The sequence below is a fragment of the Streptomyces sp. NPDC060232 genome, assembly GCF_042726555.1.
Lineage (GTDB): Bacteria > Actinomycetota > Actinomycetes > Streptomycetales > Streptomycetaceae > Streptomyces.
This window is the reverse complement of record NZ_JBHXAG010000001.1, coordinates 409,479-434,120: the sequence shown is the minus strand read 5'-3', so window position 1 is coordinate 434,120 and position 24,642 is coordinate 409,479. Positions and strand designations below refer to the sequence as shown.

Below are 24,642 nucleotides of genomic sequence, written 5' to 3'. Positions count from 1 at the left end.
TCGTGCGCCGAGGGTGCGTGCCGGGCGTCGCGACGCCGCGGGGCAACTCGATACAGACCCTAGGGCCTCGGGGTGGTTCAGCAGCCCCTCGTACGCCCGGTCGGGCAACGGGGGCACCGGCTCCCGGTAGGGCATGGGACCGGTCGCGACACGCGCTTTCCCCCCGGCGAGCCGAAACGGGAAGCCTGACAAGCAAAGCCGTGCGAGGGGCCGTAGAGAGGTCCGGACGGTTGGTCGGTCGGCCGGAAGGCCGGAAGGCCACACGAAGCCCACACGCGGACTGATCATCACATTGCGGTCCATGACATCCTGTGATGTCACAACTCGCCGGGCGGATTCGGCGGACGTCCGGGATTTTGGGGAAGGTCGATGAGGCTCTGCTTCCTGGTGGAGGAGCACTACCGCCACGACGGTATGCCGAACGAGGTGATCGGACAGCTGACCGCGTGGGGCCACCGTGTGGACGTCGTGCGGCCGGGCGGCTCGCTGCTGCGCATGACCGAGGCGGTCGACGCGGGGGCCCACGACGCCTGGGTGCTCAAGACGGTGTCGGGCGGCCCCGGGCTGACCCTCCTCGAAGCCGCCGCCGCGGCCGGGTTGACCACCGTCAACGACGCCCGGTCGATCCGCGGAGTACGGGACAAGGCGCTGGCCGCCGCCCTCGGGCGCGGGCGCGGACTCCCGCTGCCGCCCACGTACGCGGTCGCCCGCCCCGAACTGCTCCGGGAGGTGCCGGCGGCCGAGTTCCCCCTCGTCGTCAAGCCCGCCGACGGCAGCTCCGGGCGGGCCGTGCACCTGGTGTCCTCGCCCGACCGGCTGGAGGCACTGCTGCCCGCGCTCGCCGGCGAGGGCATGCTCATCGCCCAGCCGTACGTGCCCAACTCGGGTACGGACATCAAGGTGTACGCGGTCGGCGGGGAGCTGTTCGCGACCGAGCGCTGCTCCCCGCTGCACCCGGATCCCTCGGTCCGCGAGCGCCGGGTGCCGCTGTCGGCGGAGGTGGCGGCGATCGCCGCCCAGGTGGGCGAGGTCTACGGGCTGGACCTGTACGGGGCGGATGTGCTGCTCGGTCCCGACGGGCCGGTGGTCGTCGACGTCAACGACTTCCCGAGCTTCCGCCAGGTGCCGGACGCGGCGGCGCGGGTGGCCCGCGCCGTCCTGGGGCTGGCCCGGGCCGGCGGCCCCGCGCCGGTGGCGGCGCCCGTGGCGCTCCCCTGCACGCTCCCCCTGGCGATCCCGTCCCAGACGCCGGCGCAGATCACGGCGCAGTTCGCCGCCCCTGCGGGTGACGCCCTGTGAAGATCGGCCTGATCACCCCGCAACCGGAACATCCGCTGCTGGCGGACACCACTGCCCTGCTCGCTTCGGAGCACGAGGTGGAAGTGCTCGATCCGGGCACCCTCGGGGACGTACCCCTGCCCCTGGCCGGGGTGTACCTGCTGAAGTCGCGGACGCCGCACGCACTGGGACTCGCGCGGTACCTGGAGCGGCAGGGGGCGCCGGTGGTCAACTCCGCTGCGGCCACCGCCCTGTGCCAGGACCGGACCACGATGGCGGAAGTCGCCCTGCGGGCCGGGCTGCCGTTCGCGGCGACCCGTACCGTCGGCGCCCTGGGGGTGTGGGCGCGGGAGGCACGGCCGTCGGCCCCCCTGGTGGTCAAGAGCAGGCGCAGCCGGCGCGGCGACCTGGTCGCGCGCGCCGACGACACCGCACGACTGCGGGAGTTGGCCCGGGAATGGCCGCAGGAGCCCGTCGTGGTGCAGGAGTACGCGCCCAACAACGGCTGGGACCACAAGCTGTGGGCCATCGGCGACCGGGTCTTCTCGGCTCTGCGCCGGTCCGAGCTCTCCCCCGGGGGGCGCGGCCCCACCCGCCCTCTGGCACCGGACGAACTGCCCGCCGGATGGGCCGATCTGGTGCGCCGGGTCGGGACGGTGTTCGCCCTGGACGTCTACGGCGTGGACATCATCGACACCGGCGGCGGAACGCCCCTGATCGTGGACGTCAACGCCTTCCCCGGCATCCGCGGCCAGGCCGGCGCCCCGGAGGCCCTCGCGGCCCTGGCCCTGCACCGGGCGGCGGCCGCGGCGCGCCGCTGAGGAGGCTCTCCGGCAGGTCCGCACGGGGGAATGCGGGCGCCGCGACGCCCGCGGCCCGGTGTCGCGGCGCGGCCGGGCGGCGGGCGCGGTGAGGATCGGGGCATGGGCGTCGTCCTACCGGTCCTCTTCGCGCTGTTCGCGGCCCTCAGCAACGCGCTGGCCACCGTGCTCCAGCGGCGGGCCGCGCTCACCGTGCCACAGAGCGAGGGCTTCCGCCTCGGTCTGGTCCTGGACCTGCTGCGCCGGCCCGTCTGGGTCGTGGGCATCCTGGCGGTGATCGCCGCCGGGGTCGGGCAGGCCGCGGCCCTGGCCACGGGCGCGCTGGCCCTCGTACAGCCCTTGTTCGTGCTGGAGCTGCCGCTGGCCCTGCTGATCGCCTCCCTGCTGACGCGGCGGCGGCTGCCGGGGGCGCTGTGGCTGGCCGTGGCGGGGGTGGTGGCGGGGCTCGGGCTCGCGCTGGTGGCCGCCTCACCCGCGGGCAACCGCACCGACGTGCCGACCGAACGGTGGGTGGTGGCGCTGCCGGCCTGCGCGGTGGTCGTCGCACTGCTCGCCGTGGCGGGCCTGCGGCGTCCGCCCGGCCGTTCGCGGGCCGGCTGCCTGGGCGCCGCCACCGCCGTCTGCTACGCGCTCACCGCCGCCCTGATGAAGTCCTCCGTGCACGTCCTCGACGACGACGGCCTCGGCGGGTTCCTCACCACCTGGGAGACGTACGCCTTCGGTGCGAGCGGCATCTGCGCCCTGCTGCTGCTCGAACACGCCATGCAGGGCGGTCCACTCGTCGCCTCGCAGCCCGCGCTGACCCTCGGCGACGCGAGCATCAGCATCGCGCTGGGGGTGGTCCTGTACGAGGAACACCTCCGGTCGGGCTGGTGGCTGCTCCCCCAACTGCTGGGCGTGGCCCTGGTGTGCGCCGGGGTGCTCACCCTGGCCCGGGCGGGCGAGGGCGCGCCGTGACTACGGGCCCTGGTGCCACTGCTGCGAGGGCCAGATGTGGTTCTGCGGGCCCGGCGCCGCGGGGTGCGACGCCCAGGAGGGGTCCGTGTCGTAGCCGCCGTACGGGGGTGCGGCAGGCTCGGCCGAGGGTTCGCCCCAGGGCTCGGCGGCCGGCCGGGCCCCGGGCACGTACTGCGGCTCGGCGTGGGGCTCGGCAAGGGGTCCGGCAGGGGTCTCGGAGGTGGTGACGGGCACCTGGAGACTGCCGTATCGCTCCATCCGCTGCCAGCGCAGGCGCGAGCCGGCGACCGCGGTGAAGACGGACTGGATCACGACCAGGTACATGAGCTGGCGGTAGACGAACTGCTGGAGCGGCAGGCTCCACAGCGGCCCGGGACGCTCACCGTCCAGGCGGAAGGCGTACAGGCCCATCAGGACCTGGAGCAGCAGGAAGGCCGTCCACAAGCCGACGATGCGCAACGGGTCGAGGAAGACCAGGCCGTAGACGGCGAAGACGTCCACGACGGGCGCGAGCAGCGGCAGCAGGACCTGGAACATCAGCAGGTAGACCAGGCCGCGTCGGCCGAGCTTGCCGGCCTGCCCGCGCTGGGCGAGGGCTCCGCGGTGCTTCCACATGGCCTGGAGGGTGCCGTAGCACCACCGGTAGCGCTGCTTCCACAGGGCGCCGAGGGAGGCGGGGGCTTCCGTCCACGCCTTGGCGCGCTCCTCGTAGACCACGCGCCAGCCGTCCCGGCACAGGGCCATGGTGAGATCGGTGTCCTCGGCCAGGGTGGTGTCGCTGACACCGCCGACCCTCAGCAGGGCTTCGCGGCGGAACGCGCCGACGGCCCCGGGGACGGTGGGCATGCACTCGGCGAGGTCGAACAGACGGCGGTCGAGGTTGAATCCGACGACGTACTCGATGTGCTGCCAGCGGCCGAGCAGACCGCCCCGGTTGACCACCTTGGCGTTGCCGGAGACCGCGCCCACACGGCGGTGGGCGAAAGGCTGGACGATCATGCGGACGGCGTCGGGTTCGAAGACGGTGTCACCGTCGACCATGACGAGCAGGTCACAGGAGGCCGCGGCGATCCCGGTGTTGAGCGCGGCGGGCTTTCCGGCGTTCTGCTGCCGGATGACCCGTACGCCGGGCAGCCGGAGCGCCTCGACGATGTCGGCCGTTCCGTCGGTGGAGCCGTCGTCGACCACGATGACCTCGACGGGGTGGTCGGACGCCAGCAGTGAGCGGACGGCCGCCTCGATTCCGGCGCTCTCGTTGTAGGCGGGGACGATCACGCTCACCGGCTGGGTGACCGGAGCGCCCCAGGGCTTGCGCCGCATCCGCACGTGTCGCCGGGCGGCCACGAACACGGCGACCGCACGGAGCAGGCTGATCGCGCCCGCCGCCCACAGCAGCCACGACAGCACGTCGAGGATCCAGCCGCTGGAGCGGATCGCGGTGATCAACGCCATCCCCTGCCACCGGTCGGCGGTGCCGGCGCTCTGCACGGCGGCCGGGAGGGCGACCGCGTCGCCCACGGTGGCGAACGTCCAACCGGACGCCTTCAGTCGAGGGACGAGTTGTTCGAGGGCGGCGACCGTCTGCGTGCGGTCCCCTCCCGCGTCGTGCAGCAGCACGATCTGCCCGGCGGAGTCCGAGGGGGTGGAGGCGGCGACGATCGCTTCGACGCCGGGGCGCCGCCAGTCCTGGCTGTCCAGGGTCGTCAGGACGGTCAGGTATCCCTCCTGTCCGGCCTGGACGACCGCGTTCCAGTCGGAGTCGCCGAGCGCCTTGCTGGTGGAGGAGTACGGCGGGCGCAGCAGGGGCGTGGTGACCCCGGTGGCGCCGGCGATGACGAGCTGGGTCTCGCGCAGTTCGAGGGAGCGGCGCCAGGCGGACGCGGTGCCGAGGTCGGTATGGGTGAAGCTGTGCAGCCCGATCTGGTGGCCCTCGGCGACGATCCGGCGGGCCAGGTCCGGGTTCTCGGCGACGCGGGTGCCGACGGTGAAGAAGGTCGCGCGCACGTCGTTGCGGCGCAGTACGTCGAGGATCTTCGGGGTCCAGACGGGGTCGGGGCCGTCGTCGAAGGTGAGGGCGATCGTGCGGGGCGCCGGGGAGGCGGTGCGGCCGGCCGCACCCTCGATCACCGGGCCGCCGGAGCTGATAGCGGCCGGTACGGACGTGCCGGCCCGCTGCTCGCGGACCGCCCCGTCGGGGCGGGAGTCGAACAGGTGCTGGGTGTAGCCCTCAAGGAGCAGCGCCGCCGAGAGGGTGAGCACGAGGGTGGTGAGCAGCAGCCAGTGGGTGCGCAGAGGGACGTTGCGTACGGAGGTGTGCCTGCCCTGCGAGCGGCGACGGCGGTTCTTCGACACGGGGGTGGGGCTTCCTGCCTGCTGCGTCGGGTGGTGCGGTACGTGTGGTGCGCGGTACGTGTGGTGCGGACGGTGCCGGCCGACGGGGCTCAGGGGCGGCTGGTGGGCTTGCCGGCGCCCTGGCCGGGCGGAGTGGAGAAGCGGCCGCGGCCGCCGCCGGGCGGCGACGGGGCCGGGTCCGCCGGTCCGCCGGTGGCCTTGGTCGCGCCGGTGACGGGTGCGGTGCTGCCGGTCCCGGGGGTGGCCGCCGGGGCGGGCGCGCTGGTTCGTGCGGCTGCCGGAGTGGCCCGGGGGACTCCGCTCTCCGTGCCGCGGGGCGACGGGCCGGTCGGTGCGGCCCTGGACGGCTCGCCGGGCGTCGGGGTCTGCGGGGCCTGGGCGGAGGGGAGGAACGGCGATCGGAAGGTGGGTCCGCCCATCAGCGTGCTCAGGAGCAGGATGACGTAGGCGGCGGCTGGTATCACCAGCAGGAGGCCCCATCGGCGTACGCGACGCTGCCTGCGCCCCGAGCTGTCCACGAAAACGGGTGCCTCGGCCCTGGGAGGGGCCTTCGGCCCCTGTGCCGCGCTGATGTCACCGAGGAAGAGCTCCACCGTGTCCTGGTCGGACGTGCCGGGCGATGGGTGCATGCGTCGTGGCCTCTGGGGGATCGGGCGACGGGTGTCGGAGGTCGGGCAGATCGTGGCCGCCGGGAGACGACCCGTGCCCTTCAGCGCTGGAGCCGCCGCTGGTGTCACTCCCGGCAGGGCGAATCGGGCCCTTTCCACACGTTGCGGTACGCCCGGGGGCGCGCGGCCCCGTCCGGTGCGCCCGCCTGAGCTACGATCGCCCGCATCGAACGCACTGACCGTGCGGGAGCGGGCGGTGGGCATGGGATCGAGAGCCGGAGTGGCCGCTGTCGTGGCGCTGGGCGGCGTGCTGGCGCTGGGCGGCTGCTCGGGCGGACCGGACGGGGCGGAGCCGGCCGGGCCGGTTCCCGCCTCCACGCCGGCCGGCGCGCCGCAGACCCCCTCCCCCTCGGAGCCGGCGGCCGGGCAGCCGTCCGCTGCGCCCTCGACTCCGGCCGCCGAGCCGAGGCCTGCGGCCACCGGCGGACCGGCCCCGCAGCGGACCCCCGAGGGCCCGTCGGCCGTCCCGCAGAACCCCGACCGGGGCCCCAACCCGCCGCCGGCGCCCGACCGGCCGCCGCTGCCGACCTGGAAGCCGAGCCCCTTCGACCCGAAGGACCCGTCGATCCCGAACTACACGGTGCCGCCGCCGATGCGGTAGCCCGCCCCGTGGGGTGCTCCGGCCGCGGGGTCCGCGCGTAGGCGCCGGAGAGCAGGTGGCCCTGGGCGGCGGCGTCCGCGTCGGAGTACGCCGGCGCCCGTGCCAGGCCGGCCGGCGGGCCGGGTCGTGGGCGGCGATGTCGGTTGTCCGGGTCTCCAGGGCCTCGTAGTCGACCACCTCGATGCCCTCGTGGGTGAGGTAGTCCACGACGGTCCGTGTCAGCGGCCCAATGGACGGCGTGAGCAGGGCGATCTTGCGGGCGCCGATGGTGTGCACGCATCGGACGCCGCTCCTGAGGGGCAAACGCTGCCTGGCGCGGCACTGGTTGTAGAGCCGTGACCGCAGAGGTTCACCGGGCCGCGGCGGCCGGACTGCGACGACTACGCCGGCGGCGGGTCATGGTGCAGGCGGTGGCGGCGAGGGCCACGGCGGCTGCCGAGACCGTCAGGAGCCATACCGGAATGCCGTCCCCCACCGTGAGCAGCTCGTTGCGGTAGACGGCCCGGCGGTAGGGGGTGTCCTTCGCCGTCGCGCGCAGTTCGTGGTCGGAGTCGATCCGGCCGGGGTGCGGGAACTCCTGGTCGATCGCCGTGAGGAACACCGGCTTTCCGCCGGCGAGGGCGGCGAGCGGGCCGTCCTTCGGCTCGATGGTGCCCGCGAAGGTCACCTCGGGGGCGGAGCCGCCGATGGCGGTGGCGGGTTCCATGCGGTGGTCCGCCAGGACGTACAGGCCGAGCGACTGCGGGGTCCTGGCCATGCGCGAGAGCCGCATCGGATAGACCAGCCGGTCGCTGTCGAAGCGGATCTTCAGCGGGTCCAGGTCGCCGCGGAGCACCTCGCCCTTTCCGCCGTCGCGCGGGGCGAGGCGTACCGCCACGTACTCCCAGTGCTGGTCGACGTACGGCTTGACCTCGGTGGCGAGACGGTCGGGGAACTCGAAGCCGTTGCTCTCCAGCCAGTTCCTGAGGGCGTCGGGGTCGGTGGCGGTCAGCCGGGCCACGTCGAAGTCGCCGAGCTGCTCGCGGCCGACGACCCCGACGGGCGGCGCGGCACCGGGCGCCGGGGCGCCCGCACCGGCGCCGTCGACCTGGGAGAAGGGCCAGTCGCCGGCCCGCGGCCAGAAGTGGGTGCGGGTCTTGCGTTCCGGCCGGGTCAGCTCGCGCAGTTCGTCGAACAAGTCGCCGTCGCCCAGCTCCACCGTGGCACGTCCCGGTACCGGCATGATCCAGGCGGCCCGCTGTGCGTTCCCGCCGACGGTGAAGCGCATGACGATCTGTTCCGTACGGCCGTCCCAGCGCACGACGGAAGTCTCCCGGTTGACGCCGATGGCGGTCTTGCCGTCGGGGATCATCGCCCCGCAGCCGCAGGCGTAGGCGGGGTTGACGAGCGAGCCCACCTGGGTCGCGAGCAGGGCGAACAGCAGAAAAAGTACTCTTCGTTTCATCCACACGGGGTCTCAGACGGCCGTCCGTGTGATCCGGTTCCGCCCCCTCTCGCTGCGCGATCCGGCCTGGCTCATACTGTGGCGCATGAGGGGGAGTGAGAAGCCGCATGCTCTGCGGCGCCAGAGCGCGCTACCGCGCAGCCCGATGGTTCCGGACTCCGTGGTGGCGGAGATCGCGCGGCACGACTGGGAGGGCATCGAGTGCGGCTGCGGCCGGTCCGCGGGCCATCTCGTGGACGCCGTGTACGACGCCGCGGAGGGGCATCCCGCCGCGTTCCACGCGCTGGAGGGCCATGCCTTCTTCGCGCAGCACCTGAAGCCGCCGGCACCGGCGGTGTGCGCCGTGCTGATGGCGGTGTGGTCGGCGCGGCCGCCCCGGCGGGCGACCCGCGAGGCGCTGCTGTGGAGCCTGCTGGCCCTGCTGTGCACGGTGGACGACGGCGGCACCCACGAGGCCGGGCTGCACGGGCAGTGTGCCGCCTTCATCCGTACCGGCGTGGACGGTTTCCGCCGGGAACTGGCCGCCGTCCCGGGCTCCGGTACGGCGGCGTACGCGGAGGGCATCCTGGAGATCCTCGGCCTGCCCGCGTCCTGACACCCCGCCGTCACACGGTCTCGTCGACGGCCCCGGGCAGCCAGTCGGAGACCCGGCCGAAGGCGAAGCCCAGGGCCTCGGCCCGGCCGTTGTCCATGGCGTAGGCGCGGTCGAAGGAGAAGGGCGAGGCGTCGGCGCCCGCCTCGACGACCCGGTACCGGGGCCGCCGTCCGAGACGTTCCGCGACCACCGCACAGAGCGCGAGCACGTCCGGGGCGCCGTGCGAGGCGGCGTTGACGGGCCCGGTGAAGGTCTGCCGCGAGGTCCAGTCGAGGAAGTCGGCCATCTCCAGGTGGTGGATGAACGAGGTGCCGTACGGGGCTTGGTGGACGTCGACCGGTTGCCCGGCGCCGATCCGCTCGACGTAGTGGGCGAGGCGCCCGGTGAACTCCGCCCGGCCGCCTCCGAGGACGTGCGCGGTGCGCACGCAGACGTACGGGAAGGGCGGCTCGCGCAGGAAGACGGCCTCGGCCCGCCGCTTGCCCTCCGCGTACGCGTAGGCGTCGCTGTGCGCGGGGCCGGGCCCCTGCCGGTGCGGAAGGGGCGGCGCGAGCGGCGGGCGCGCGGGGTCCAGGGCCTCCTCGGTCACAGGCACGGTGTGCGGCGCGGAGCCGACGGCGAGGGTGGCCGGGTCGTACACCTCCATCGTCGAGGTCATCACGTAGCGCCCGGTCCGCGCGGTGAACACCCGGCGGGCGACGGCGGCCTGGAGCGGCGTGTAGCAGACCTGGTCGACGACCACGTCGAAGTCGCGTCGGCCCAGTGCCTGCCGTAGGCCGGTTTCGTCGTCGCGGTCGGCGAGGAGACGGCCGACGCCGGCCGGGGGCGGGGGGCTGGAGCCCCGGTTGAGGACCGTGACCTCGTCGCCCGCGTCGCGCATCCGCGTGACCAGGGACTTCCCGAAGTACCGGCTGCCGCCGATGACAAGAATCCGCTTCATGCGTCCGACTCTGGCGTTGTATCGTCCCCAGCGGAACTGACCATCTGCTGAACGGGTCGTAAGGAATACTGATGATCGATGTGCAGCGGTTGCGGGTCCTGCGGGCGGTGGCCGAGCACGGCAGCTTCAACAAGGCGGCCGGGGCCCTGCTGCTGACCCCGTCGGCCGTCTCCCAGCACATCGCCGTGCTGGAGCGCACCCTCGGCCACCCCGTGGCGGTCCGCAGCACGCGCGGTGTCACGCTCACGGAGCCGGGGCGGCTGCTCGTGGAGGCGGCGGAGACGATCTCCGCCGAGTTGGACCAGGTGCGCCGTGCGATCGACCGGTTGGCACAGGAGCGGCCGCGGCTGGCCGTCGCCACGTTCACCAGTGGCGGCCGGCATCTGCTGCCGGCGGCGCTCTCCCGGTTCGTACAGGCGCATCCGGAGGTGGAGCTGACGGTGCTGGAGAGCGAACCGGAAGAGGCCGTGCCGATGGTGCGCGGCGGCGCCGCGGATCTCGCGCTGGCCTATCACTTCGACGGCCCGCCCCCGGTGGGCCCGGGCGGGAGCCGGGACCTTGCCTGGCAGCCGCTGATGGAGGATCCGCTGTGGGTGGTGCTGCCGCGCGGCCACCGCTTGGCCGGCCGGTCCTCGGTGGGCCTCGGCGAGCTGGCCGCCGACCGGTGGGTGCTGGGCTGTCTCAAGACGGAGGCGTTCCTGCGCCGCTACGCGGAGCTCGCCGGTTTCGACCTGCGCGTGGGAGCCTCCACCACCGACTACTTCTTCGCCCAGACACTCGTCGCGGCGGAGGTCGGGGTGTCACTCGTCCCCCAGGTCGCGCTCGCCGGCCCCGCGGGGGCGGTGTCGGTCCGTGTCGAACCTCCGCGTCCCGCCCGGCACATCGGCCTGGTCCTGCCGGGCCGGCGCCGCATGAACCCCTGTACCGCGGCGCTGGCCGAAGCCCTGGCGGCCGCTGCCACCGCCGCCTCCACCTCCACCCCCACACAGATCGGAACCCGGGCAGCGGCCCCGAGGTGAGCCGTGTCCTGGCCACCGACCCGGGCGTCAAGGTACGGCGGGCCGTCGCGCACCATCCCCGGGTGCCGTTCGACGCGCTGGCGCGGCTGACCCCCACGACCCGGCTGGGCCCGGCTCCGCTGCCGCGGATCCGCGCCGCCACCGGAGAGGAGCTCACGGAGGCGGCCGCGTCGGCGCACGCGCGCGTACGGATGCTCGTTGGCCGGCGGCGCGATCTGCCGCCGGAACTGCGCGACGCGCTGGCCGCCGATCCGGACGCCTCGGTGGCCAAGGCCGTGGCCCCGCATCCGGGACTGTCGCCGGAGCGGCTGCGGGCCATGGTCGCGCGGCACGGCGTACAGGTCCTCGCGGCGGTCGCGGCCAACCCGGACGCGCCCGGGGACCTGCTGGCCGAGCTGGCCCGGCACGAGCCGCCGGGACGGCGGGCGCTGCGGGAGATCGCCTCGCATCCGAACGCGACCGCCGAGGCGCTGCTGCCGTGCACGGCCGACGGGAAGTCGCGGGTGCGTGCCGCCTCCCATCCGGCGCTCCCGCCGACGGTGGTCGTGGAACTGCTCGCCGATCCGGACCCGGCGGTGGTGGAGGCTGCGGCCGGCAACCCCGCACTGCCGCCGGCCGTGCTGGCCGACCTGGTGCCGTGACGGCCGGTCAGCCTCCCGCTTGCGAGCCCTGCAGCTTCCCGAGCCCGGCGTCACAAGGCCGCTCTCGTAGGCGAGGACCACGGCCTGGGCCCGGTCGCGCAGCGACAACTTCGCGAAGATGCGGGCCACATGGGTCTTCACCGTGGCTTCGCTGAGCGTCAGCTCCCGTGCCAGTTCGGAGTTGGAGCGGCCGTGGCCCATCAGGGTCAGCACCTCGCGCTCGCGCGGCGTCAGGGCGGCCAGTCCGCGGCGGGTGTCGGCGGTCGTGACCCGGTCCCGGGCGCCGGCCCCCGGGGCGCAGCGCTCCACCAGGCGGCGGGTGATCGACGGGGCGAGCAGTGCGTCGCCGGCATATGGGACGTGCCCCAGTTGTCCGGCCTGCTGCTCGCGGGCTCGTGATCGCCGTCATGGGTGCGCTGGTTCCGGCCCGGTCGGCGGCTCGGATGACGATCGCGGCGGCCCTGCACACCGAGTAGCACGGCGAATCCCGGATGCGCCGGGCGCACAGGGCTTCGTAGGCTCTCCCCCGGCGCGTGATCGCACAACGATCCCGACGCCCGGCCACCCCGGCACCCCGGCACCCCGGCACCCTGCCCCCGGCACAGGGAGACCCGGACTCCCCGCCACCCGGACACCTCAGGAAGGAGCCTCGGATGCCTCGCAACCCGAGGAAGGCCCGACGCCTCGTCGTGGACGGGGACACCTACACACGGTCGGTGCGGCACTCCCACAGCAGACCGGGCGGCGGTGCAGGCGACTGCCGCGAGTCCCTGACCCTCCACCTGGCCGGGGCGCGGGGGCACCTGCGCATCGTGTTCCGGGAGGGGCCCGGAAGGCTCGTCCCGCAGGGCTACCCGATGGTCTCCGGGGAGGTGTCCCTCACCGCAACCAAGTCCCTCTACCTGCACGAACCCGGCACGGTCCGGGCCCTGTTGGAAGAGGCCCGGACCCACGGGTGGCGTCCCGACGGCCCGTCGGGCATGGAGATCGACGGCTGGACCCTCTTCGAGGCCGCCCTGCGCAGGCGGAACGCCGGCGCCCCTCGCCGTCCCGCCCCGCAGGAGTGATTCCGTCACCTCCCCGGGCCGGGGGTCGTTAGGGCCTGGGGGTTGACTCGGGGGGCGAAGGGATGGCGGTATGCGGCAGTTTCCTCTGGAGATGCACCACGTGGCACCCGGCAGGGTGGTCGAGTGGCGGCTCAGGTCCACGGCGGCGGAGGCCGGCGGGCCGGATACCGACGCTCCGGCTGACCCGGCGAGCCGGAAAGCGTCCTTCAACCAGGACAAGCACTTCACCGTCGCCGAGGAGAGCCGGGCCGCCGACGACCCCGTCGCGTCCTGGGTCGCGGTCACCTTCGAGGTGAGGGGCCCGCTGGACGAGCAGGCGCTGGCCCGGGCCCTGCTCTCCTTCGTCCAGCGGCACGAGGTCCTGCGCTGCGCGTTCCGCAGGCTGGCGGGTGAGCTGGCCTGCGAGCCGTTCGACCCGGCCGCCCTCACCCTCGATCCCGGGCTCGTGGGCACCTTCGACGACGCCGAGGCGCTGTCCGACTTCCTCGTCGAACGGTTCAAGCGGAGCATCGACACCCTGTCCTGGCCGCTGTTCATCATGGGCGCGGTGGTCCGCGAGGACTCGGCGACGGTGTACCTCGCCTTCGACCACATCGTCTGCGACGGCATGTCGATGCCCATCGTCGCCCGCGAGGTGCTGACCGCCTACGAAGGCCTGTGCCGCGGCGAGGCAGCCGAACTGGCGCCCGCGCCCAGCTATCTCGACTTCGCCGACGAGCAGCGCCGCCGCTACCTGTCCATCGACGCCCGCGACAGCCGGCTGGACCACTGGAAGGCCTTCATGGGGCCCGCCGGCGAGTTCTTCCCGCGCTTCCCCCTCGACCTCGGCGTCGAGCCGGGACACATGTACCCCATCGTCAACGAGGCCTCCATGCTGCTGGACGCCGGTGAGGCGGAGGTCTTCGAGAAGACCTGCCTGGCGGTCGGCGGCAAGCCGTTCATGGGCGTGCTCGGCTCGGTGGCCGTGTGTCTGCGCGATGCCGGGGGTCCGGGCGTCTACCGGGGCCTGATGCCGGTCAGCGAGCGCGGCCGGGGCACCTGGACGAACTCGGTGGGCTGGTTCGTCAACACCCTGCCGATCGAGTTCGACGCCTCACCCGGCCGGGACTTCGCCCAGGTGATGGCCTCCGTCCGGGCCGGGTTCGCCGAGATGATCGCCCATTGCGATGTGCCGTTCGTCCGGGCGTGGGAGCTGCTGGCACCAGAGGAGTTCGCCGCCCGCTCCTGGCCGTACCCGGTGAACTTCTTCTCGTACATCGACATGCGCAAGTGCCCGGGCGCCGAGCGCCACGACGAGTGGCGGCCCACCACCCACGTGTGGTCGGCGCGCGCCAACGGTGCCTGCTCGTGGTTCCAGCGCGACACGGACGGCCTGCACATGAACTCCATCTACGTCGACACCCGCGCGGCCCGCCGGACCATGGGCGACTTCCAGGAGGCACTGCGCCTGACGGTCCAGGAGGTCGCCCGCTCCGGCGGTTTCCGCCGGCCCGTCGCCCTCACGCCGCAGCGCCGGCCGGTACGGGGGATCCCGCTGGACGTGGCCGCGTTCGCACGGCGCGGCTGAGCGGGGCTCCGGGGCGCGGCTCAGAGGCGGGCCGCGCGCCGCAGGAGCAGGGTGCGTTCCTGCTCGTTGCGGGTGAGCGAGGCCGCTCGTTCGAACTCCGCCCGGGCCTCGCGCGGCCGGCCGAGGCGCTCCAGCAGGTCGCCCCGTACGCTCGACAGCAAGTGGTAGGCGCTCAGGGCCGGTTCCCGCGCCAGGGCGTCGACGAGCGGCAGGGCGGCCGCCGGTCCCTCGGCCATCGAGACCGCCACCGCCCGGTTGAGCTCCACCACCGGTGAGGGGGTCAGCTGGACCAGCCGCCCGTAGAGGGTGGAGATCGCGGCCCAGTCCGTGTCCTCGTAGCGGACGGCCGCCGCGTGGCAGCCGGCGATGGCCGCCTGGAGGGCGTACGGGCCGCTGCCGGCGCGGCTCATCGCCCTGGCGCCCCTGGCGATGAGCATGCGGTTCCACCTGGCCCGGTTCTGGTCGGCGAGCAGCACCGGTTCGCCGTCGGGGCCGGTGCGGGTGGCGATCCGGGACGCCTGGAACTCCAGCAGAGCGGCGAGGCCGTGCGCCTCGCCCTCCTCGGGCATGAGGGCCGCCAGCACGCGGGCCAGGCGCAGAGCGTCCTCGCAGAGGGCGGGTCGGACCAGGTCGTCCCCGGAGGTGGCCGAGTAGCCCTCGTTGAAGACCAGGTAGATGACCTCCAGGACCGAGGAGAGCCGTGCCTCCCGGTCCGCTCCGTACGGGACCTCGAAGGGCACCGCGGCCTTGGCCAGGGTCCGCTTCGCACGCACGATGCGCTGGGCGACCGTGCTCTCGGAGGCGAGGAAGGCGCGGGCGATCTCCTGGGTCGTCAGTCCGCCGATCAGGCGCAGGGTGAGCGCGATGCGGGCTTCGGTGGCGAGGACGGGGTGGCAGGCCGTGAAGACCAGGCGCAGCAGGTCGTCGTCGATGTCGTCGGGTCCGGCCGGTTCGGCGGGTGGCGGCTCGTCCTCCAGGGTCCGGCCGACCTCGGCGAGCTTGCGCGCGTACGTCTCCCTGCGGCGGACGAGGTCGATCGCGCGGTGCTTGGCCGTCGCCGTGAGCCAGGCGCCCGGGCGGTCCGGGACACCCGACTCGGGCCATTGCTCCAGTGCGGTGACGAGGGCGTCCTGTGCGATCTCCTCGGCGATGCCGACGTCCCGCACGATGCGGGTGACGCCGGCGATGATCCGCGCCGACTCGATCCTGAACACCGCTTCGACCGCCTGGGCCGTATCCACTGCCGTCACGGCCACCCATCAGAGCAGCCGTGACGAGGCAGGGCAAACACCACGCGAGCGAGCGGGATCACATCTCCTGGATCTCACGGACCTCGGCGCTGACGTTCCACTCCGCCGGGTGGATCTCCAGGAACCGCCGGGTCCACTCGATGGCCTCGGCCTTGTCCTTGCACTGGCTGAGGGAGTAGCCGCCGACGACCTCCTTGGTCTCGGTGAAGGGGCCGTCGGTGTAGCTGATCTTCCCCCCGGACCAGCTGAGACGGGTCGCTTCGGAGGTGGGGAGCAGTCCTGCGGTGTCGAGCATGACGCCCGCCTTGGTGATCTCCTCCAACAGGGCGCCCATGCGCTGCTCGAACTCCGGCGGGAACTCGTCGGGGGGAAGGTCCTGCTCGTTGATGCGGATCATCGTCAGGAAGCGCGGCATGGTGACTCCTCGGTCGCGGGGCGGGGTCCTTCCCCGCCTCTCACCCTTGCGTCGAACGGGAGGCGCCCGGATCGACAGCTCTGCGGAAATACTTCGAGGAACTTTTCGCGGCGGCCATTGGGGGCTCCGGCGGCCGTCCGGCAGGCGGTGCACGGGGCTGCGGCTCCGCCGGTCAGCGGGGCAGCAGGTCAGCGGCTGTCGCCGGTCCAGTCCCAGTGCCCCGGGTCCCCCGCCCTACGGCGGTAGTGGGCCCGGCCGCCCGCTCCGTAGCGTCCTATCTCGGTGGGGAGGCGGGCCTCCTCGTCGAGCTGGGACACGCTCCAGCCCGTGATGTCCAGGAGGAGCCCGTCGAGCGGGCCCCCGACCAGTTCGCCGTAGACGTGGCCGGAGCGCGGGCCGGGGTCGGGGTCCTCGTGGTCGGCGCCGTAGACCCGGCGCCGGAGCATCCTGTCGTCCATGCTGATCAGCTTCACAGGCGGCACTGACAACGGCCCGGCGGCCGCCCGCCCCGGCGGCGGCGATGATGGGTGCCGCGCTCCCGGCGGAGGGGCGCACGAGCGAGGAGCGACACGCATGGCACGTGGGGTGCACCGGCCACAGGAGGACGAGGAGTTCGACTTCGTCCTGTCGATGACGGCGGGACCCGTTCTCGCCTACTTCTGCGGCACCTGGCCCAAGGCGGTGGAGGCCTGCCGTGCGATGGACGCGGTCGTCGGCGAGCTGGCACGGGAGTACGGGGCCCGGTTCACGGCCGTCCGCACCGACATGACCCGCTGCCCCGGGGCGACGAAGCGCTTCGGCGTGACGGGCGCGCCGACCGCCGTACTCATCGAGGAGGGCGAGGCGGTCGCGAGCCAGGCGGGCCCGATGAGCCACGAGGAGTTCAGGGCGTTCCTCGACGCCCATCTCTGACATCGCGGACTGAGCGGACTGGGCGTCGAGGACGGCGTGTACGCGGTCCCGGCGCGGCCTGGCGCCGGGACCGCCTCGTAGGTGGATGGCACCCCGGGCCGAAGCCCTCGTACACCAGCATGCGCATCACGGTGGTGGCATGGCGGCGTGGCGGGGCCCGTACGGCGACTTCCTGTACAGTTGTCCAGGAAGTTGCCTCCCCCTTGACCCTGTCCTTGAGAAGTGGAGACGGCCATGCAGACGGTCGCTCAGATCCTGGTCGGCCTGGTGGCCGCGCTGCACGCGTACATCCTGATCCTGGAGATGTTCCTGTGGCAGCGACCGCCGGGCCGGGCTCTGTCGGGCTTCGACGCGGACACCGCCCGGCTGACCGCGCCGCTCGCCGCCAACCAGGGCCTGTACAACGGCTTCCTCGCCGCCGGCCTGGTCTGGGGGCTGGTCACCGGCGCGCTCGCCACGCAGGTCTTCTTCCTCGTCTGCGTGATCGTGGCCGGCGTGTTCGGGGCCGCGACCGCCAACCGCCGGATCCTCGTCGCCCAGGCCGTGCCGGGGGCCCTCGCGCTCGGCGCCGCGCTGCTGGCCGCGTGAGCCCGCAGGCACCGGACCCACAGGCACCGGACCCACGGGAACCGGACCCGCGAACCCGTCCGGAGGACCCCCGCACGGCCCGGACCAGGGCGCGGCTGCGCGAGAGCCTGCTGGCGGAGTGCGCCGGACGGCCGCTCGCCGAGGTCAGCGTCTCGGCGGTGGTCCGCCGGGCCGGCGTCGGCCGCGCCACCTTCTACCTGCACTACGAGGACCTCACCGCGCTCGCCGTCGACGCGTGCGCGGACGTCGTGCACGCGGCGGTCGACGCCCTGCACGCCTGGCAGACCGGCCCCTCCCCCCTCCCCCCGGTCCGACCTCCGGCGGCGCTGGCCGAGTTCCTGACGGGGGCGGCGGAGCGGGCGCCGCTCTACCGGACCCTGCTGCTGCCGGGCGGCAGCGGCCCCCTCGGCGACCGCCTGCACCGGGAGCTGCGCGCCCGCGCCCGCGCCGAACGCGCGGCGGTGGGCGCTCCTCAGCCCGAGCTCGTCGCCTCGGCGGTCGCCGCAGCCTTCACCGGGGTGCTCGCGGACTGGCTGCACGGGGAGGTCCCGGCGGATCCGGCCGCGCTGGCCGACCACCTGTGGCCGCTGCTCCTGGCGCTGCACCGGGCGGTCGGGCCGCAGTAGGCCCGGACGCGACAGTGCCGCGAAACGCAGCCCCGTCGGCGGACCGGCGGGGCTGCGTTTCGCGGCACGGCTCGTGGTGGTGGCTACCCGATGGGGACCACGTTCTCGGCCTGGGGGCCCTTGGGACCCTGGGTGACGGTGTAGTCGACCCGCGCGTTCTCCTCCAGCGACTTGAACCCTGTCGTCTGGATCGCGGAGAAGTGCACGAACACATCAGGACCGCCGTCGTCCTGCTGGATGAAGCCGAACCCCTTCTCCGAGTTGAACCACTTCACGACACCTGTTGCCATCTTGCTGATCCTTCACAACGGTCCACTGCGGGCCGCACACGCGGCCGTCTCGATCCTGCCCAAGGGTCCCTCACAGCACACGCCGAACGCGGCCAACCGGGGCGCGTCGCATATTCGAACTTGCGATCACCTTGTCCGCGAAACGGGTGATCCGCCTCGCCTGTACGGCTTCAGGCCCCCTCTTCGGCACCGAGGCCGATCAGGATCCCGGGCGGCCGGGCCGCACACAGGGCGGCCCCCGGTGCGCTCGGCGAACGGGACGCCTCGATGGGTCCGCCCCCCGCTGGTACCATGGGCGGTTGACCATCTTCTTTCCTTCTTCTCTCCGTACTTCGAAAGGTCCTGCATGAGGAACCCGTCAGCTCATGGGCGCTTCGGTGTGAAGGGCGGTGCCAAGGCCGGTTCCAAGACCGCCGCCAAGGCCCCCCGGAGCCTCGGGCCGCAGGGTGAGTTCGCGATGCCCGAGCCGAAGTCGCCGGCGCTGGCGCCGGTGGAGTCGTTCTCCGAGCTCGACCTGCCCGTGGAGCTGACGGAGACCATGGCCTCCCTGTCGGTGACGCAGCCGTTCCCGATCCAGGCCGCGACCCTCCCGAACGCCCTCGCCGGGCGTGACGTCCTGGGGCGCGGTCGGACCGGTTCCGGCAAGACCCTCGCCTTCGGCCTGGCGCTGCTCGCGCGGACGGCGGGCCGGCAGGCCGATCCGAAGCGACCGCTGGCGCTGGTCCTCGTACCGACGCGCGAGCTGGCGCAGCAGGTGACCGAGGCGCTGGAGCCGTACGCGGCGGCCCTGCGGCTGCGGATGGCCACCGTGGTCGGCGGGCTGTCCATCGGCCGCCAGGTGAGCGCCCTGCGGGCCGGTGCCGAGGTCGTCGTGGCCACCCCGGGGCGGCTGAGCGACCTGGTCGGACGGCGGGACGTGCACCTGGAGCGGGTACGGATCACCGTGCTCGACGAGGCCGACCAGATGTGCGACATGGGGTTCATGCCGCAGGTCACGGAGATCCTGGACCAGGTGCACCACGCGGGGCAGCGGATGCTGTTCTCGGCGACCCTGGACCGCAATGTCGACCAGCTGGTGCGCAGGTACCTGAAGGACCCGGTCTCCTCGTCCGTGGACCCGCAGGCGGGCGCGGTGACCACGATGGACCACCACGTGCTGCACATCCACGCGGCCGACAAGGTCTCGGCGGCGACCGAGATCGCGGCGCGCGACAACCGGGTGCTGATGTTCCTCGACACCAAGCACGGGGTCGACCAGTTCGTGAAGCACCTGCGCGCCATGGGCGTACGGGCGGAGGGGCTGCACAGCGGAAAGTCGCAGCCTCAGCGCACCCGCACCCTGGCCCAGTTCAAGGCCGGGGCCGTCACCGTGCTGGTCGCGACGAACGTCGCGGCGCGCGGCATCCACATCGACGACCTCGATCTCGTGGTCAACGTCGACCCGCCGGCCGACCACAAGGACTACCTGCACCGCGGCGGACGTACCGCCCGGGCCGGGGAGTCGGGCCGGGTCGTCACCCTCGTCACGCCGAACCAGCGCCGGGACATGGTCCGGCTGCTGTCCGACGCCCGGATCCGGCCGACGATCACACAGGTGCGCTCCGGTGAGGCGGCGCTCAGCAGGATCACCGGCGCGAAGGCCCCCTCCGGGGTGCCGCTGTCCGGCTCGGCGCCGACCGACGCCAAGGGCAGGCCGTCGGGGACGGAGCTCGGCTTCCGTGGCATCGGCACCCGGCCGGGCCGGCCCGGGAAGGGCAAGGAGTCCCGCAAGACGCTGGAGGCCCGTCAGCAGGCCGAGGCCCGCCGCGCCGCCAGGGTCCGCCGCGGCATCTGAGCCCCCGGCGGGCCCGTCGGCCCGCCCCGGCCCGCGGTCACTCGCGTTCGAAGGCGTGGGAGTGGCCGATGACGCGGAAGCCGCGGCGCTCGTACCAGTGGCGCGGCCAGTCCGTCGCGTCGGCGGTCAGGAAGCGGGTGTCGCAGCCCGCCTCGGCGGCCAGGTGCAGGGCGGTGGCCACGACGGCGTCGGCGTGGCCGCGGCGGAAGTGGGCCTCAGAGGTCATCAGGTCCTCTATCTGGGCCGTTCCGGCCGCGGGGTCGAGATAGAGGTCGGCCCAGGAGGCGACCTCGCCGTCCTGCGTGCGGGAGCCGATGAAGCGGACGTGGTCGGCGCCGCGCAGGCGGGCCTCGCGCCGGTCGACGAGCTGGCGCACGACCTCGTCGTCGACGTCCGGGAGGATGCCGCGCCAGCGGGTGGTCAGCGGGCCGCGCAGGGCGTCGAGGCCGACCTCCTGCGCGGCCGCACGGGACGGCACCGGCCCGGTGTGGAGCATCACCAGATAGGTGGAGTGGGTGTAGCCGGCGCGGACCAGCGGTCCGGCACACGCCCGCGCGGTCTCGTCGTCGAGCACGGAGACCAGGCGGTGCGGCAGGTGGCCGAGGGCCTGCTCCGCGAGGGCGGGGAGCGCCTCGGGATCGACCTCCCCGTCGATGACGACCTGGTTGTTCGCGCGGGACTGCGCGAAGGTGTCGTCGTAGGCGGCGAACCCGCCGGGCAGCCCGACGGTACGGGCCGCCTGGCGGCGGGCGAAGGCCGCCATGAAGCGGTTGATGCGGGAGAGCTGCGTGCTGGGCATCCGGGCAGCCTAAGCCGACGGCGGGCGGCGGGTCACTCGGATTGCGGGGCGGCGGGCCGTCTGCGCAGGCGCTCGGCTGCGGCGTTGCGGACGCGGCGGGTGCGGGCGTCTGCGGCGAGCAGCTCCAGGGCCTGGTACGAGTCGAGCAGCCGGACCGCGGTGCGCTGGCACCAGTCGGACGCGCCGGTCAGCTCGTCGGCGGACCAGGGCTCGCCGCGCGTGACGGCCTTGAGCAGGCTCCACTCCCGCAGTCGGCGCTCGGGGAAGACCCGGCCGGCGAGCACGCCTGACATGGCCCGCGCCCAGGCGGTGAACCCGTCGTCGGCGAGCAGGCCCGCCGCCCGGCGGTCGAGGTGGGTGACGACCGCGCTCTCGGCCATCACGCGGTCGGGGTCGTGCAGGACGGCCGCCACGGCTTCGGCCTCGGCGCTCTCGCCGGGTGTCGCGGCCAGGGCTTGGAGGTGGCGGGCGTAGCGCCAGTGCTCGGGGGGCGTGTCCGAGGCGGAGTCGGGCACGCTCATGGGGCGGCGTCCGCGGCCTGGACGGCCTCGCCGGCAGACGGGTCGGGTCGGCCGCAGCCGACACCCGTGATCGACGCCGCCCAGCCGCCGGCGACCGGTGGGGCCGGCGCCCTCGGCGGCATGCCTATGGCGGGTCGCCGTTGTCCTGTGCCTCTCCGCATGGCGCTTATTCCACACGACCGCAGTTGAGGGCCGGTGGCCAGGGTGCCGTCAGGGGTGTCTCGCCGATCGGGAGGCGCGATCGGGGCCTTGTGCTCCGGCCGGCCGGCAGCCGGCCACGGGCCCGGGTCAGGCCTTGCGAACGCCGGGCGGCCGCTCGGGTTCGGGGAGCGGCGCGCCGGTCTCCAACAGGGTCTTCAGGCTCGACGCGAGCATCGGCCAGGCCTGCCCGCACATGCCGATCAGGGTGCCGCCCGGCGCGAAGCCCTCGTGGCGGATCGTCAGCCGGGAGAGGGTTTCGCCGACCGGCTCGATCTCGTACGTCACCTTCGTACGGGGCTCCTTCGCCAGCTCGGAGCGGAGCTCCTCGTCGATCCCGGCCGCGGCCGCCCACTGCGGGGTGAAGGTGTGCCAGGTGTAGGACAGCAGGCGGTCCGGGACGCAGCCGAGGACGAGCTGGCCGGGGTCGCTGGTACGGGCCCCCCGTTCGACCCAGTCCATCGCCGAGCCGACCGCCCAGTCGGTCTCGAAGCTCAGCCCCCAGTACCGGCGGGTGACGGCGGGGTCGGTGAGGGCCTGCCAGACCCGGGACGGATCGGCCTGGATGTAAAGGGTGTAGGTGATCGCGCTGTCGCTCATGGCCCCATGCTGCGGGACCGCGGACCGCGCACGACGGATTTCACGGCCACGGCGCCGGCGGGCGGTCCCGCCGGCCGGTCACCAGCGCAGGCCCTCCTCGGGGAGCTCCGTGAGCGGGGTGCGGGCCGGCGCGGGCAGTCCCAGACGGGCACGGGCCGCGTGGACCGCGGCGAGCTCGTCCTCGCCGGCCGGGCCCCAGTCGCTCAGTTCGCGGACCTGTTCCGGGGTGGCCAGCAGGCGGGCGTACGCCGGGTCCGCGGCGGGCGGGAGGCCGGTGAGGCGGGCCGCGACACGGGCGTACGCGCCGTCCTCGCCGTAGCGGTAGCCGAGCGGGGCGGATCCCGTGGCGGTCGCGGCGTCCGGGGGCGGGAGGTGGGCGGCGCCGCTGGCCCGGGCGATCAGGAGCAGGACCCGGCCGTCGGGGGCGAACAGCCAGCCGGTGAGGTCGCGTACGGGCCGCTGCGCGGGGACCGGCCCCCCGTGCCAGGCACCGCGCTGCGGGATCCGGCGGGCGCGCAGGACGCCGAGGCGGTCGAGGGCGGTCGGTGCGGTGGGTCGGCCGCCTTCCAGGAGGGCGGCGCCGGAGCCGTTGATGCGGGCGCGCAGCGCGGACAGGGCACGGCGGGCGTCGCCGGGGTCCATCAGGGCGGGCAGGTCGGCCGGCTCGGCGAAGTGGATGCCGGTGATCTCCTGTGCCGGAAGACGGACGGCGTCGATCCGGTCCGCTGTCCAGGTCCCGCCGTCGTAGACGTGCAGGATCTCGCCGGGGAAGCGCATCTCCGGGGGGAAGCCGGGGGTGTCGGCGGGAATCCAGTCCACGGCCAGGCCGCGCGGGTAGCGGCCGTCGACGCCGAGCTCCTCGCGCAGCTCGCGGGCGGCCGCCGCGGACGGCGCCTCGCCGGCGTCGACCGCCCCGCCGGGCAGCAGCCGATCGGCGCGGTAGTCGACGCTCTGGACGAGGATCCGCCCGTCGGTGTCGGTGACGAGGACGACGGCCGCGGTCCAGACGGCGGCCCGGGAGGCGCCGTACTCCTCCGGGGCCATCCAGGTCCCGGCGCCGCACTCACGGTCGTCGGTCGCGCTGTGGTCGGTCAGCTGCGGCATCGGGACTCCGTTCGCCTGGGTGGACCCGTGTGGACCCGTGTGGACCCGCCGCCTGTGCAACAGCGCGGACGGCCCGCGGGTTACGGCGGGCCGTGCAGCCGGCGGCGAGCAGGCGCTTTGCCACCGCAATACCTCCTTATTACTTGGTTATGCCGCCGTTGGTACCGTGCGGGAGCGGGCTGGCGGCCTGAACACCGCTGGTCCGACCAACTTCAGAGCGGGAACAGCAGTGGCGGGGACAGCGGTGGGAACAAGGGCTGGGGCAGGGGCGGGGACGGGGGCGGAAGCCGGGACGAAAGCGACGGCGGGCAGGCGGATCGGCGGCGGCTCCGGCCGGCTGGCCGGGGTGGACGCCGTGCGCGGCATCGCCGTCCTCGGCATGTTCGCCGTGCACGTGGGCCCGAGCCCCCAGCCCGAGGGCGCCGGCTACCTGCTCCTCGCCGCCGACGGGCGGGCCCCGGCCCTCTTCACCCTCCTCGCGGGCTTCTCCCTCGTTCTCGCGCAGCGCGGCACCGACCCGGCGCGGCGTCCCGAGGGCTGGGCGGCGCGGTGGCGTCCGCTTCTGATCCGCTGCGCCGTCCTGGCCGTACTCGGTCTGTCCCTGGCCTCGTTGTGGCCCGGGATCCTGGTGATCCTGGCCTTCTTCGCCGTGTACTTCCTGGCCGCGGAGCCCTTCACCCGGCTCTCCACGCCGGTGCTCACCGCGGTGGCGGGCGCCTCGGTGGTGGTGGGGCCGCTGCTGTCGTTCCTGCTGGGACCGCTGTTCGGGTACGGGTCGTCCGGGCGCGGCCTGGTCCCCGAGGCCGCGGATCTGACCAGCTGGCCGGGGCTGGCGGCGGCGGTGTGCGAGCTGCTGCTGACCGGGGCGTATCCGCTGGCCACGTACTTCCCGTACGTCCTGGTCGGGATGGCCCTCGCCCGCCTGTGCGACGTGCGGGAGCGGGCGATGGCCCGGCGGATGGCCGTGTGGGGAACGGCCGCCGCGACCGCCGGCTACGGCTCCGCCTGGCTGGCCGGCCACGCTTTCGGGACCCGGCAGCGCCTGCTGGAGGCGATAGCGGTCCACCACCCGGAGGCGATGGCCGCCGCCGACCCCGTACGGGAGGTGTTGAACAGCCAGTTCGGCGCCGTGCCGAGCACCTCCTGGGACTGGCTGCTGCTGGCCGACCCCTACAGCCAGACCCCGCTGGAGACCCTGGGCAACGCGGGGGTGGGGTGCGCCCTCATCGGCCTGTGCGCACTGGCCGCACGGCACGCGGTGGGCGCCCGCCTGCTGCGGCCGCTCACGGTGCTGGGGGCGATGGCACTGAGCGCGTACGTCGTCCACGCGCTGGTCCTGGCCGGTCCGGCGCACGGCGCAGCCTCCTGGTCGGCGTGGATCGCCTTCAGCGGCGCGGCGCTGGCGCTGACCTGGGTCTGGCAGCAGGTCTGGGCGGACAGCCCGCTGCGCCGCGGCCCGCTGGAGCACGCCCTGCGGCTGGCCACGCAGGTGGGCGCCCGGGCATAGCGCCGGGGCCGACGCGGGTGTCAGCCGTCCAGGAGGACGGACATCAGG

Annotated in this window: 26 protein-coding genes and 1 pseudogene; 14 read left to right on the top strand and 13 right to left on the bottom strand. The window is 74.0% G+C overall.

Annotated elements, in window-relative coordinates; translation table 11 throughout:
* Positions 1 to 369: 369 nt before the first annotated feature.
* The 3 genes from ACFWFZ_RS01885 to ACFWFZ_RS01875 all read left to right on the top strand — a co-directional run bounded on the left by ACFWFZ_RS01885 (position 370) and on the right by ACFWFZ_RS01875 (position 3,056).
* The gene (locus ACFWFZ_RS01885; RefSeq protein ID WP_387115092.1) at positions 370 to 1,299 is read left to right on the top strand and encodes a RimK family alpha-L-glutamate ligase; all 930 of its coding nucleotides are present in this window, start codon (positions 370 to 372) and stop codon (positions 1,297 to 1,299) included.
* Complete coding sequence (locus tag ACFWFZ_RS01880; protein ID WP_387115089.1) at positions 1,296 to 2,099, top strand: RimK family alpha-L-glutamate ligase; 804 nt, start codon at positions 1,296 to 1,298, stop codon at positions 2,097 to 2,099. The genes ACFWFZ_RS01885 and ACFWFZ_RS01880 overlap by 4 nt, the downstream gene beginning before the upstream one ends.
* Before the next feature lie 102 nt (positions 2,100 to 2,201).
* Complete coding sequence (locus ACFWFZ_RS01875) at positions 2,202 to 3,056, top strand: DMT family transporter (RefSeq protein WP_387115086.1); 855 nt, start codon at positions 2,202 to 2,204, stop codon at positions 3,054 to 3,056.
* Here the strand turns inward: ACFWFZ_RS01875 and ACFWFZ_RS01870 are convergent, their stop codons facing one another.
* Both ACFWFZ_RS01870 and ACFWFZ_RS01865 read right to left on the bottom strand, forming a co-directional pair.
* On the bottom strand, positions 3,057 to 5,408 hold the full coding sequence (locus tag ACFWFZ_RS01870; RefSeq protein ID WP_387115083.1) for a bifunctional polysaccharide deacetylase/glycosyltransferase family 2 protein: 2,352 nt from the start codon (positions 5,406 to 5,408) through the stop codon (positions 3,057 to 3,059). It lies immediately after the preceding gene.
* An 89-nt stretch (positions 5,409 to 5,497) separates the two neighbouring features.
* Positions 5,498 to 6,037, bottom strand: a complete 540-nt coding sequence (locus tag ACFWFZ_RS01865) for a hypothetical protein (protein WP_387115080.1) — start codon at positions 6,035 to 6,037, stop codon at positions 5,498 to 5,500.
* Positions 6,038 to 6,278: 241 nt separating this feature from the next.
* Here ACFWFZ_RS01865 and ACFWFZ_RS01860 point away from each other — a divergent pair, with 241 nt between their 5' ends.
* The gene (locus tag ACFWFZ_RS01860) at positions 6,279 to 6,677 is read left to right on the top strand and encodes a hypothetical protein (protein WP_387115077.1); all 399 of its coding nucleotides are present in this window, start codon (positions 6,279 to 6,281) and stop codon (positions 6,675 to 6,677) included.
* Between the two features lie 349 nt (positions 6,678 to 7,026).
* On the opposite strand, the gene ACFWFZ_RS01855 is transcribed toward ACFWFZ_RS01860, so the two are convergent.
* Positions 7,027 to 8,121 carry a DUF2330 domain-containing protein gene (locus ACFWFZ_RS01855; RefSeq protein ID WP_387115074.1) on the bottom strand — a complete coding sequence of 365 codons (1,095 nt, stop codon included), beginning with the start codon at positions 8,119 to 8,121 and terminating at the stop codon, positions 7,027 to 7,029.
* A gap of 85 nt (positions 8,122 to 8,206) precedes the next feature.
* Here ACFWFZ_RS01855 and ACFWFZ_RS01850 point away from each other — a divergent pair, with 85 nt between their 5' ends.
* Positions 8,207 to 8,716 carry a hypothetical protein gene (locus ACFWFZ_RS01850; RefSeq protein ID WP_387115071.1) on the top strand — a complete coding sequence of 170 codons (510 nt, stop codon included), beginning with the start codon at positions 8,207 to 8,209 and terminating at the stop codon, positions 8,714 to 8,716.
* Between the two features lie 10 nt (positions 8,717 to 8,726).
* Here the strand turns inward: ACFWFZ_RS01850 and ACFWFZ_RS01845 are convergent, their stop codons facing one another.
* Positions 8,727 to 9,656, bottom strand: a complete 930-nt coding sequence (locus tag ACFWFZ_RS01845) for an NAD-dependent epimerase/dehydratase family protein (protein ID WP_387115069.1) — start codon at positions 9,654 to 9,656, stop codon at positions 8,727 to 8,729.
* Positions 9,657 to 9,727: 71 nt separating this feature from the next.
* Here ACFWFZ_RS01845 and ACFWFZ_RS01840 point away from each other — a divergent pair, with 71 nt between their 5' ends.
* Together ACFWFZ_RS01840 and ACFWFZ_RS01835 are read left to right on the top strand one after the other, a co-directional pair.
* Positions 9,728 to 10,675, top strand: coding sequence for a LysR family transcriptional regulator (locus ACFWFZ_RS01840; protein WP_387115066.1), 948 nt, complete (start codon positions 9,728 to 9,730; stop codon positions 10,673 to 10,675).
* Positions 10,672 to 11,316 carry a hypothetical protein gene (locus ACFWFZ_RS01835; protein WP_387115063.1) on the top strand — a complete coding sequence of 215 codons (645 nt, stop codon included), beginning with the start codon at positions 10,672 to 10,674 and terminating at the stop codon, positions 11,314 to 11,316. The genes ACFWFZ_RS01840 and ACFWFZ_RS01835 overlap by 4 nt, the downstream gene beginning before the upstream one ends.
* A gap of 39 nt (positions 11,317 to 11,355) precedes the next feature.
* Here the strand turns inward: ACFWFZ_RS01835 and ACFWFZ_RS01830 are convergent.
* Positions 11,356 to 11,667 (bottom strand): annotated as a pseudogene (locus ACFWFZ_RS01830) (response regulator transcription factor); the annotation flags it as partial.
* A gap of 302 nt (positions 11,668 to 11,969) precedes the next feature.
* Between ACFWFZ_RS01830 and ACFWFZ_RS01825 the strand changes: the two are divergent.
* Positions 11,970 to 12,383 carry a hypothetical protein gene (locus ACFWFZ_RS01825; protein ID WP_387115060.1) on the top strand — a complete coding sequence of 138 codons (414 nt, stop codon included), beginning with the start codon at positions 11,970 to 11,972 and terminating at the stop codon, positions 12,381 to 12,383.
* A 70-nt stretch (positions 12,384 to 12,453) separates the two neighbouring features.
* On the top strand, positions 12,454 to 13,950 hold the full coding sequence (locus ACFWFZ_RS01820) for a condensation domain-containing protein (protein ID WP_387115057.1): 1,497 nt from the start codon (positions 12,454 to 12,456) through the stop codon (positions 13,948 to 13,950).
* A 20-nt stretch (positions 13,951 to 13,970) separates the two neighbouring features.
* Here the strand turns inward: ACFWFZ_RS01820 and ACFWFZ_RS01815 are convergent, their stop codons facing one another.
* The 3 genes from ACFWFZ_RS01815 to ACFWFZ_RS01805 form a co-directional block, all read right to left on the bottom strand.
* Positions 13,971 to 15,191 (bottom strand): RNA polymerase sigma factor, encoded by a 1,221-nt coding sequence (locus ACFWFZ_RS01815; RefSeq protein ID WP_387116258.1) that lies wholly within the window; start codon positions 15,189 to 15,191, stop codon positions 13,971 to 13,973.
* Positions 15,192 to 15,258: 67 nt separating this feature from the next.
* Positions 15,259 to 15,615, bottom strand: a complete 357-nt coding sequence (locus ACFWFZ_RS01810) for a YciI family protein (RefSeq protein ID WP_387115054.1) — start codon at positions 15,613 to 15,615, stop codon at positions 15,259 to 15,261.
* A gap of 188 nt (positions 15,616 to 15,803) precedes the next feature.
* Positions 15,804 to 16,073, bottom strand: coding sequence for a hypothetical protein (locus ACFWFZ_RS01805; protein ID WP_387115051.1), 270 nt, complete (start codon positions 16,071 to 16,073; stop codon positions 15,804 to 15,806).
* 115 nt (positions 16,074 to 16,188) lie between these two features.
* Between ACFWFZ_RS01805 and ACFWFZ_RS01800 the strand changes: the two genes are divergently transcribed.
* From ACFWFZ_RS01800 to ACFWFZ_RS01790, 3 genes are all read left to right on the top strand, one after another.
* A complete protein-coding gene (locus ACFWFZ_RS01800) occupies positions 16,189 to 16,527 on the top strand; it encodes a thioredoxin family protein (RefSeq protein WP_387115048.1) in 339 nt (112 codons plus the stop codon).
* 234 nt (positions 16,528 to 16,761) lie between these two features.
* Positions 16,762 to 17,115 carry a DUF1304 domain-containing protein gene (locus ACFWFZ_RS01795; protein WP_387115045.1) on the top strand — a complete coding sequence of 118 codons (354 nt, stop codon included), beginning with the start codon at positions 16,762 to 16,764 and terminating at the stop codon, positions 17,113 to 17,115.
* Positions 17,112 to 17,741 (top strand): TetR/AcrR family transcriptional regulator, encoded by a 630-nt coding sequence (locus ACFWFZ_RS01790; RefSeq protein WP_387115043.1) that lies wholly within the window; start codon positions 17,112 to 17,114, stop codon positions 17,739 to 17,741. Before ACFWFZ_RS01795 ends, ACFWFZ_RS01790 begins: the two co-directional genes overlap by 4 nt.
* Before the next feature lie 83 nt (positions 17,742 to 17,824).
* Here ACFWFZ_RS01790 and ACFWFZ_RS01785 read toward each other — a convergent pair whose 3' ends face one another.
* On the bottom strand, positions 17,825 to 18,031 hold the full coding sequence (locus ACFWFZ_RS01785; RefSeq protein ID WP_030032248.1) for a cold-shock protein: 207 nt from the start codon (positions 18,029 to 18,031) through the stop codon (positions 17,825 to 17,827).
* Between the two features lie 346 nt (positions 18,032 to 18,377).
* Here ACFWFZ_RS01785 and ACFWFZ_RS01780 point away from each other — a divergent pair, with 346 nt between their 5' ends.
* Complete coding sequence (locus ACFWFZ_RS01780) at positions 18,378 to 19,865, top strand: DEAD/DEAH box helicase (RefSeq protein WP_387115040.1); 1,488 nt, start codon at positions 18,378 to 18,380, stop codon at positions 19,863 to 19,865.
* A 37-nt stretch (positions 19,866 to 19,902) separates the two neighbouring features.
* Here the strand turns inward: ACFWFZ_RS01780 and ACFWFZ_RS01775 are convergent, their stop codons facing one another.
* The 4 genes from ACFWFZ_RS01775 to ACFWFZ_RS01760 form a co-directional block, all read right to left on the bottom strand.
* Positions 19,903 to 20,664 (bottom strand): GNAT family N-acetyltransferase, encoded by a 762-nt coding sequence (locus ACFWFZ_RS01775; RefSeq protein WP_387115037.1) that lies wholly within the window; start codon positions 20,662 to 20,664, stop codon positions 19,903 to 19,905.
* A 32-nt stretch (positions 20,665 to 20,696) separates the two neighbouring features.
* The gene (locus tag ACFWFZ_RS01770) at positions 20,697 to 21,185 is read right to left on the bottom strand and encodes a hypothetical protein (RefSeq protein WP_387115035.1); all 489 of its coding nucleotides are present in this window, start codon (positions 21,183 to 21,185) and stop codon (positions 20,697 to 20,699) included.
* 288 nt (positions 21,186 to 21,473) lie between these two features.
* On the bottom strand, positions 21,474 to 21,983 hold the full coding sequence (locus ACFWFZ_RS01765; RefSeq protein WP_387115032.1) for an SRPBCC domain-containing protein: 510 nt from the start codon (positions 21,981 to 21,983) through the stop codon (positions 21,474 to 21,476).
* A 78-nt stretch (positions 21,984 to 22,061) separates the two neighbouring features.
* On the bottom strand, positions 22,062 to 23,087 hold the full coding sequence (locus ACFWFZ_RS01760) for an NUDIX domain-containing protein (protein ID WP_387115029.1): 1,026 nt from the start codon (positions 23,085 to 23,087) through the stop codon (positions 22,062 to 22,064).
* 355 nt (positions 23,088 to 23,442) lie between these two features.
* Between ACFWFZ_RS01760 and ACFWFZ_RS01755 the strand changes: the two genes are divergently transcribed.
* Positions 23,443 to 24,594 (top strand): DUF418 domain-containing protein, encoded by a 1,152-nt coding sequence (locus tag ACFWFZ_RS01755; protein ID WP_387115027.1) that lies wholly within the window; start codon positions 23,443 to 23,445, stop codon positions 24,592 to 24,594.
* Positions 24,595 to 24,642: the final 48 nt, after the last annotated feature.

Coding starts and splice junctions, on each gene's coding strand:
- ACFWFZ_RS01775 (WP_387115037.1), bottom strand. CDS start 20,664: ATGCCCAGCACGCAGCTCTCCCGCATCAACCGCTTCATGGCGGCCTTC.
- ACFWFZ_RS01845 (WP_387115069.1), bottom strand. CDS start 9,656: ATGAAGCGGATTCTTGTCATCGGCGGCAGCCGGTACTTCGGGAAGTCC.
- ACFWFZ_RS01855 (WP_387115074.1), bottom strand. CDS start 8,121: ATGAAACGAAGAGTACTTTTTCTGCTGTTCGCCCTGCTCGCGACCCAG.
- ACFWFZ_RS01840 (WP_387115066.1), top strand. CDS start 9,728: ATGATCGATGTGCAGCGGTTGCGGGTCCTGCGGGCGGTGGCCGAGCAC.
- ACFWFZ_RS01825 (WP_387115060.1), top strand. CDS start 11,970: ATGCCTCGCAACCCGAGGAAGGCCCGACGCCTCGTCGTGGACGGGGAC.
- ACFWFZ_RS01805 (WP_387115051.1), bottom strand. CDS start 16,073: ATGGACGACAGGATGCTCCGGCGCCGGGTCTACGGCGCCGACCACGAG.
- ACFWFZ_RS01765 (WP_387115032.1), bottom strand. CDS start 21,983: ATGAGCGACAGCGCGATCACCTACACCCTTTACATCCAGGCCGATCCG.
- ACFWFZ_RS01800 (WP_387115048.1), top strand. CDS start 16,189: ATGGCACGTGGGGTGCACCGGCCACAGGAGGACGAGGAGTTCGACTTC.
- ACFWFZ_RS01810 (WP_387115054.1), bottom strand. CDS start 15,615: ATGCCGCGCTTCCTGACGATGATCCGCATCAACGAGCAGGACCTTCCC.
- ACFWFZ_RS01780 (WP_387115040.1), top strand. CDS start 18,378: ATGAGGAACCCGTCAGCTCATGGGCGCTTCGGTGTGAAGGGCGGTGCC.
- ACFWFZ_RS01760 (WP_387115029.1), bottom strand. CDS start 23,087: ATGCCGCAGCTGACCGACCACAGCGCGACCGACGACCGTGAGTGCGGC.
- ACFWFZ_RS01875 (WP_387115086.1), top strand. CDS start 2,202: ATGGGCGTCGTCCTACCGGTCCTCTTCGCGCTGTTCGCGGCCCTCAGC.
- ACFWFZ_RS01795 (WP_387115045.1), top strand. CDS start 16,762: ATGCAGACGGTCGCTCAGATCCTGGTCGGCCTGGTGGCCGCGCTGCAC.
- ACFWFZ_RS01850 (WP_387115071.1), top strand. CDS start 8,207: ATGAGGGGGAGTGAGAAGCCGCATGCTCTGCGGCGCCAGAGCGCGCTA.
- ACFWFZ_RS01820 (WP_387115057.1), top strand. CDS start 12,454: ATGCGGCAGTTTCCTCTGGAGATGCACCACGTGGCACCCGGCAGGGTG.
- ACFWFZ_RS01785 (WP_030032248.1), bottom strand. CDS start 18,031: ATGGCAACAGGTGTCGTGAAGTGGTTCAACTCGGAGAAGGGGTTCGGC.
- ACFWFZ_RS01860 (WP_387115077.1), top strand. CDS start 6,279: ATGGGATCGAGAGCCGGAGTGGCCGCTGTCGTGGCGCTGGGCGGCGTG.
- ACFWFZ_RS01885 (WP_387115092.1), top strand. CDS start 370: ATGAGGCTCTGCTTCCTGGTGGAGGAGCACTACCGCCACGACGGTATG.
- ACFWFZ_RS01865 (WP_387115080.1), bottom strand. CDS start 6,037: ATGCACCCATCGCCCGGCACGTCCGACCAGGACACGGTGGAGCTCTTC.
- ACFWFZ_RS01770 (WP_387115035.1), bottom strand. CDS start 21,185: ATGAGCGTGCCCGACTCCGCCTCGGACACGCCCCCCGAGCACTGGCGC.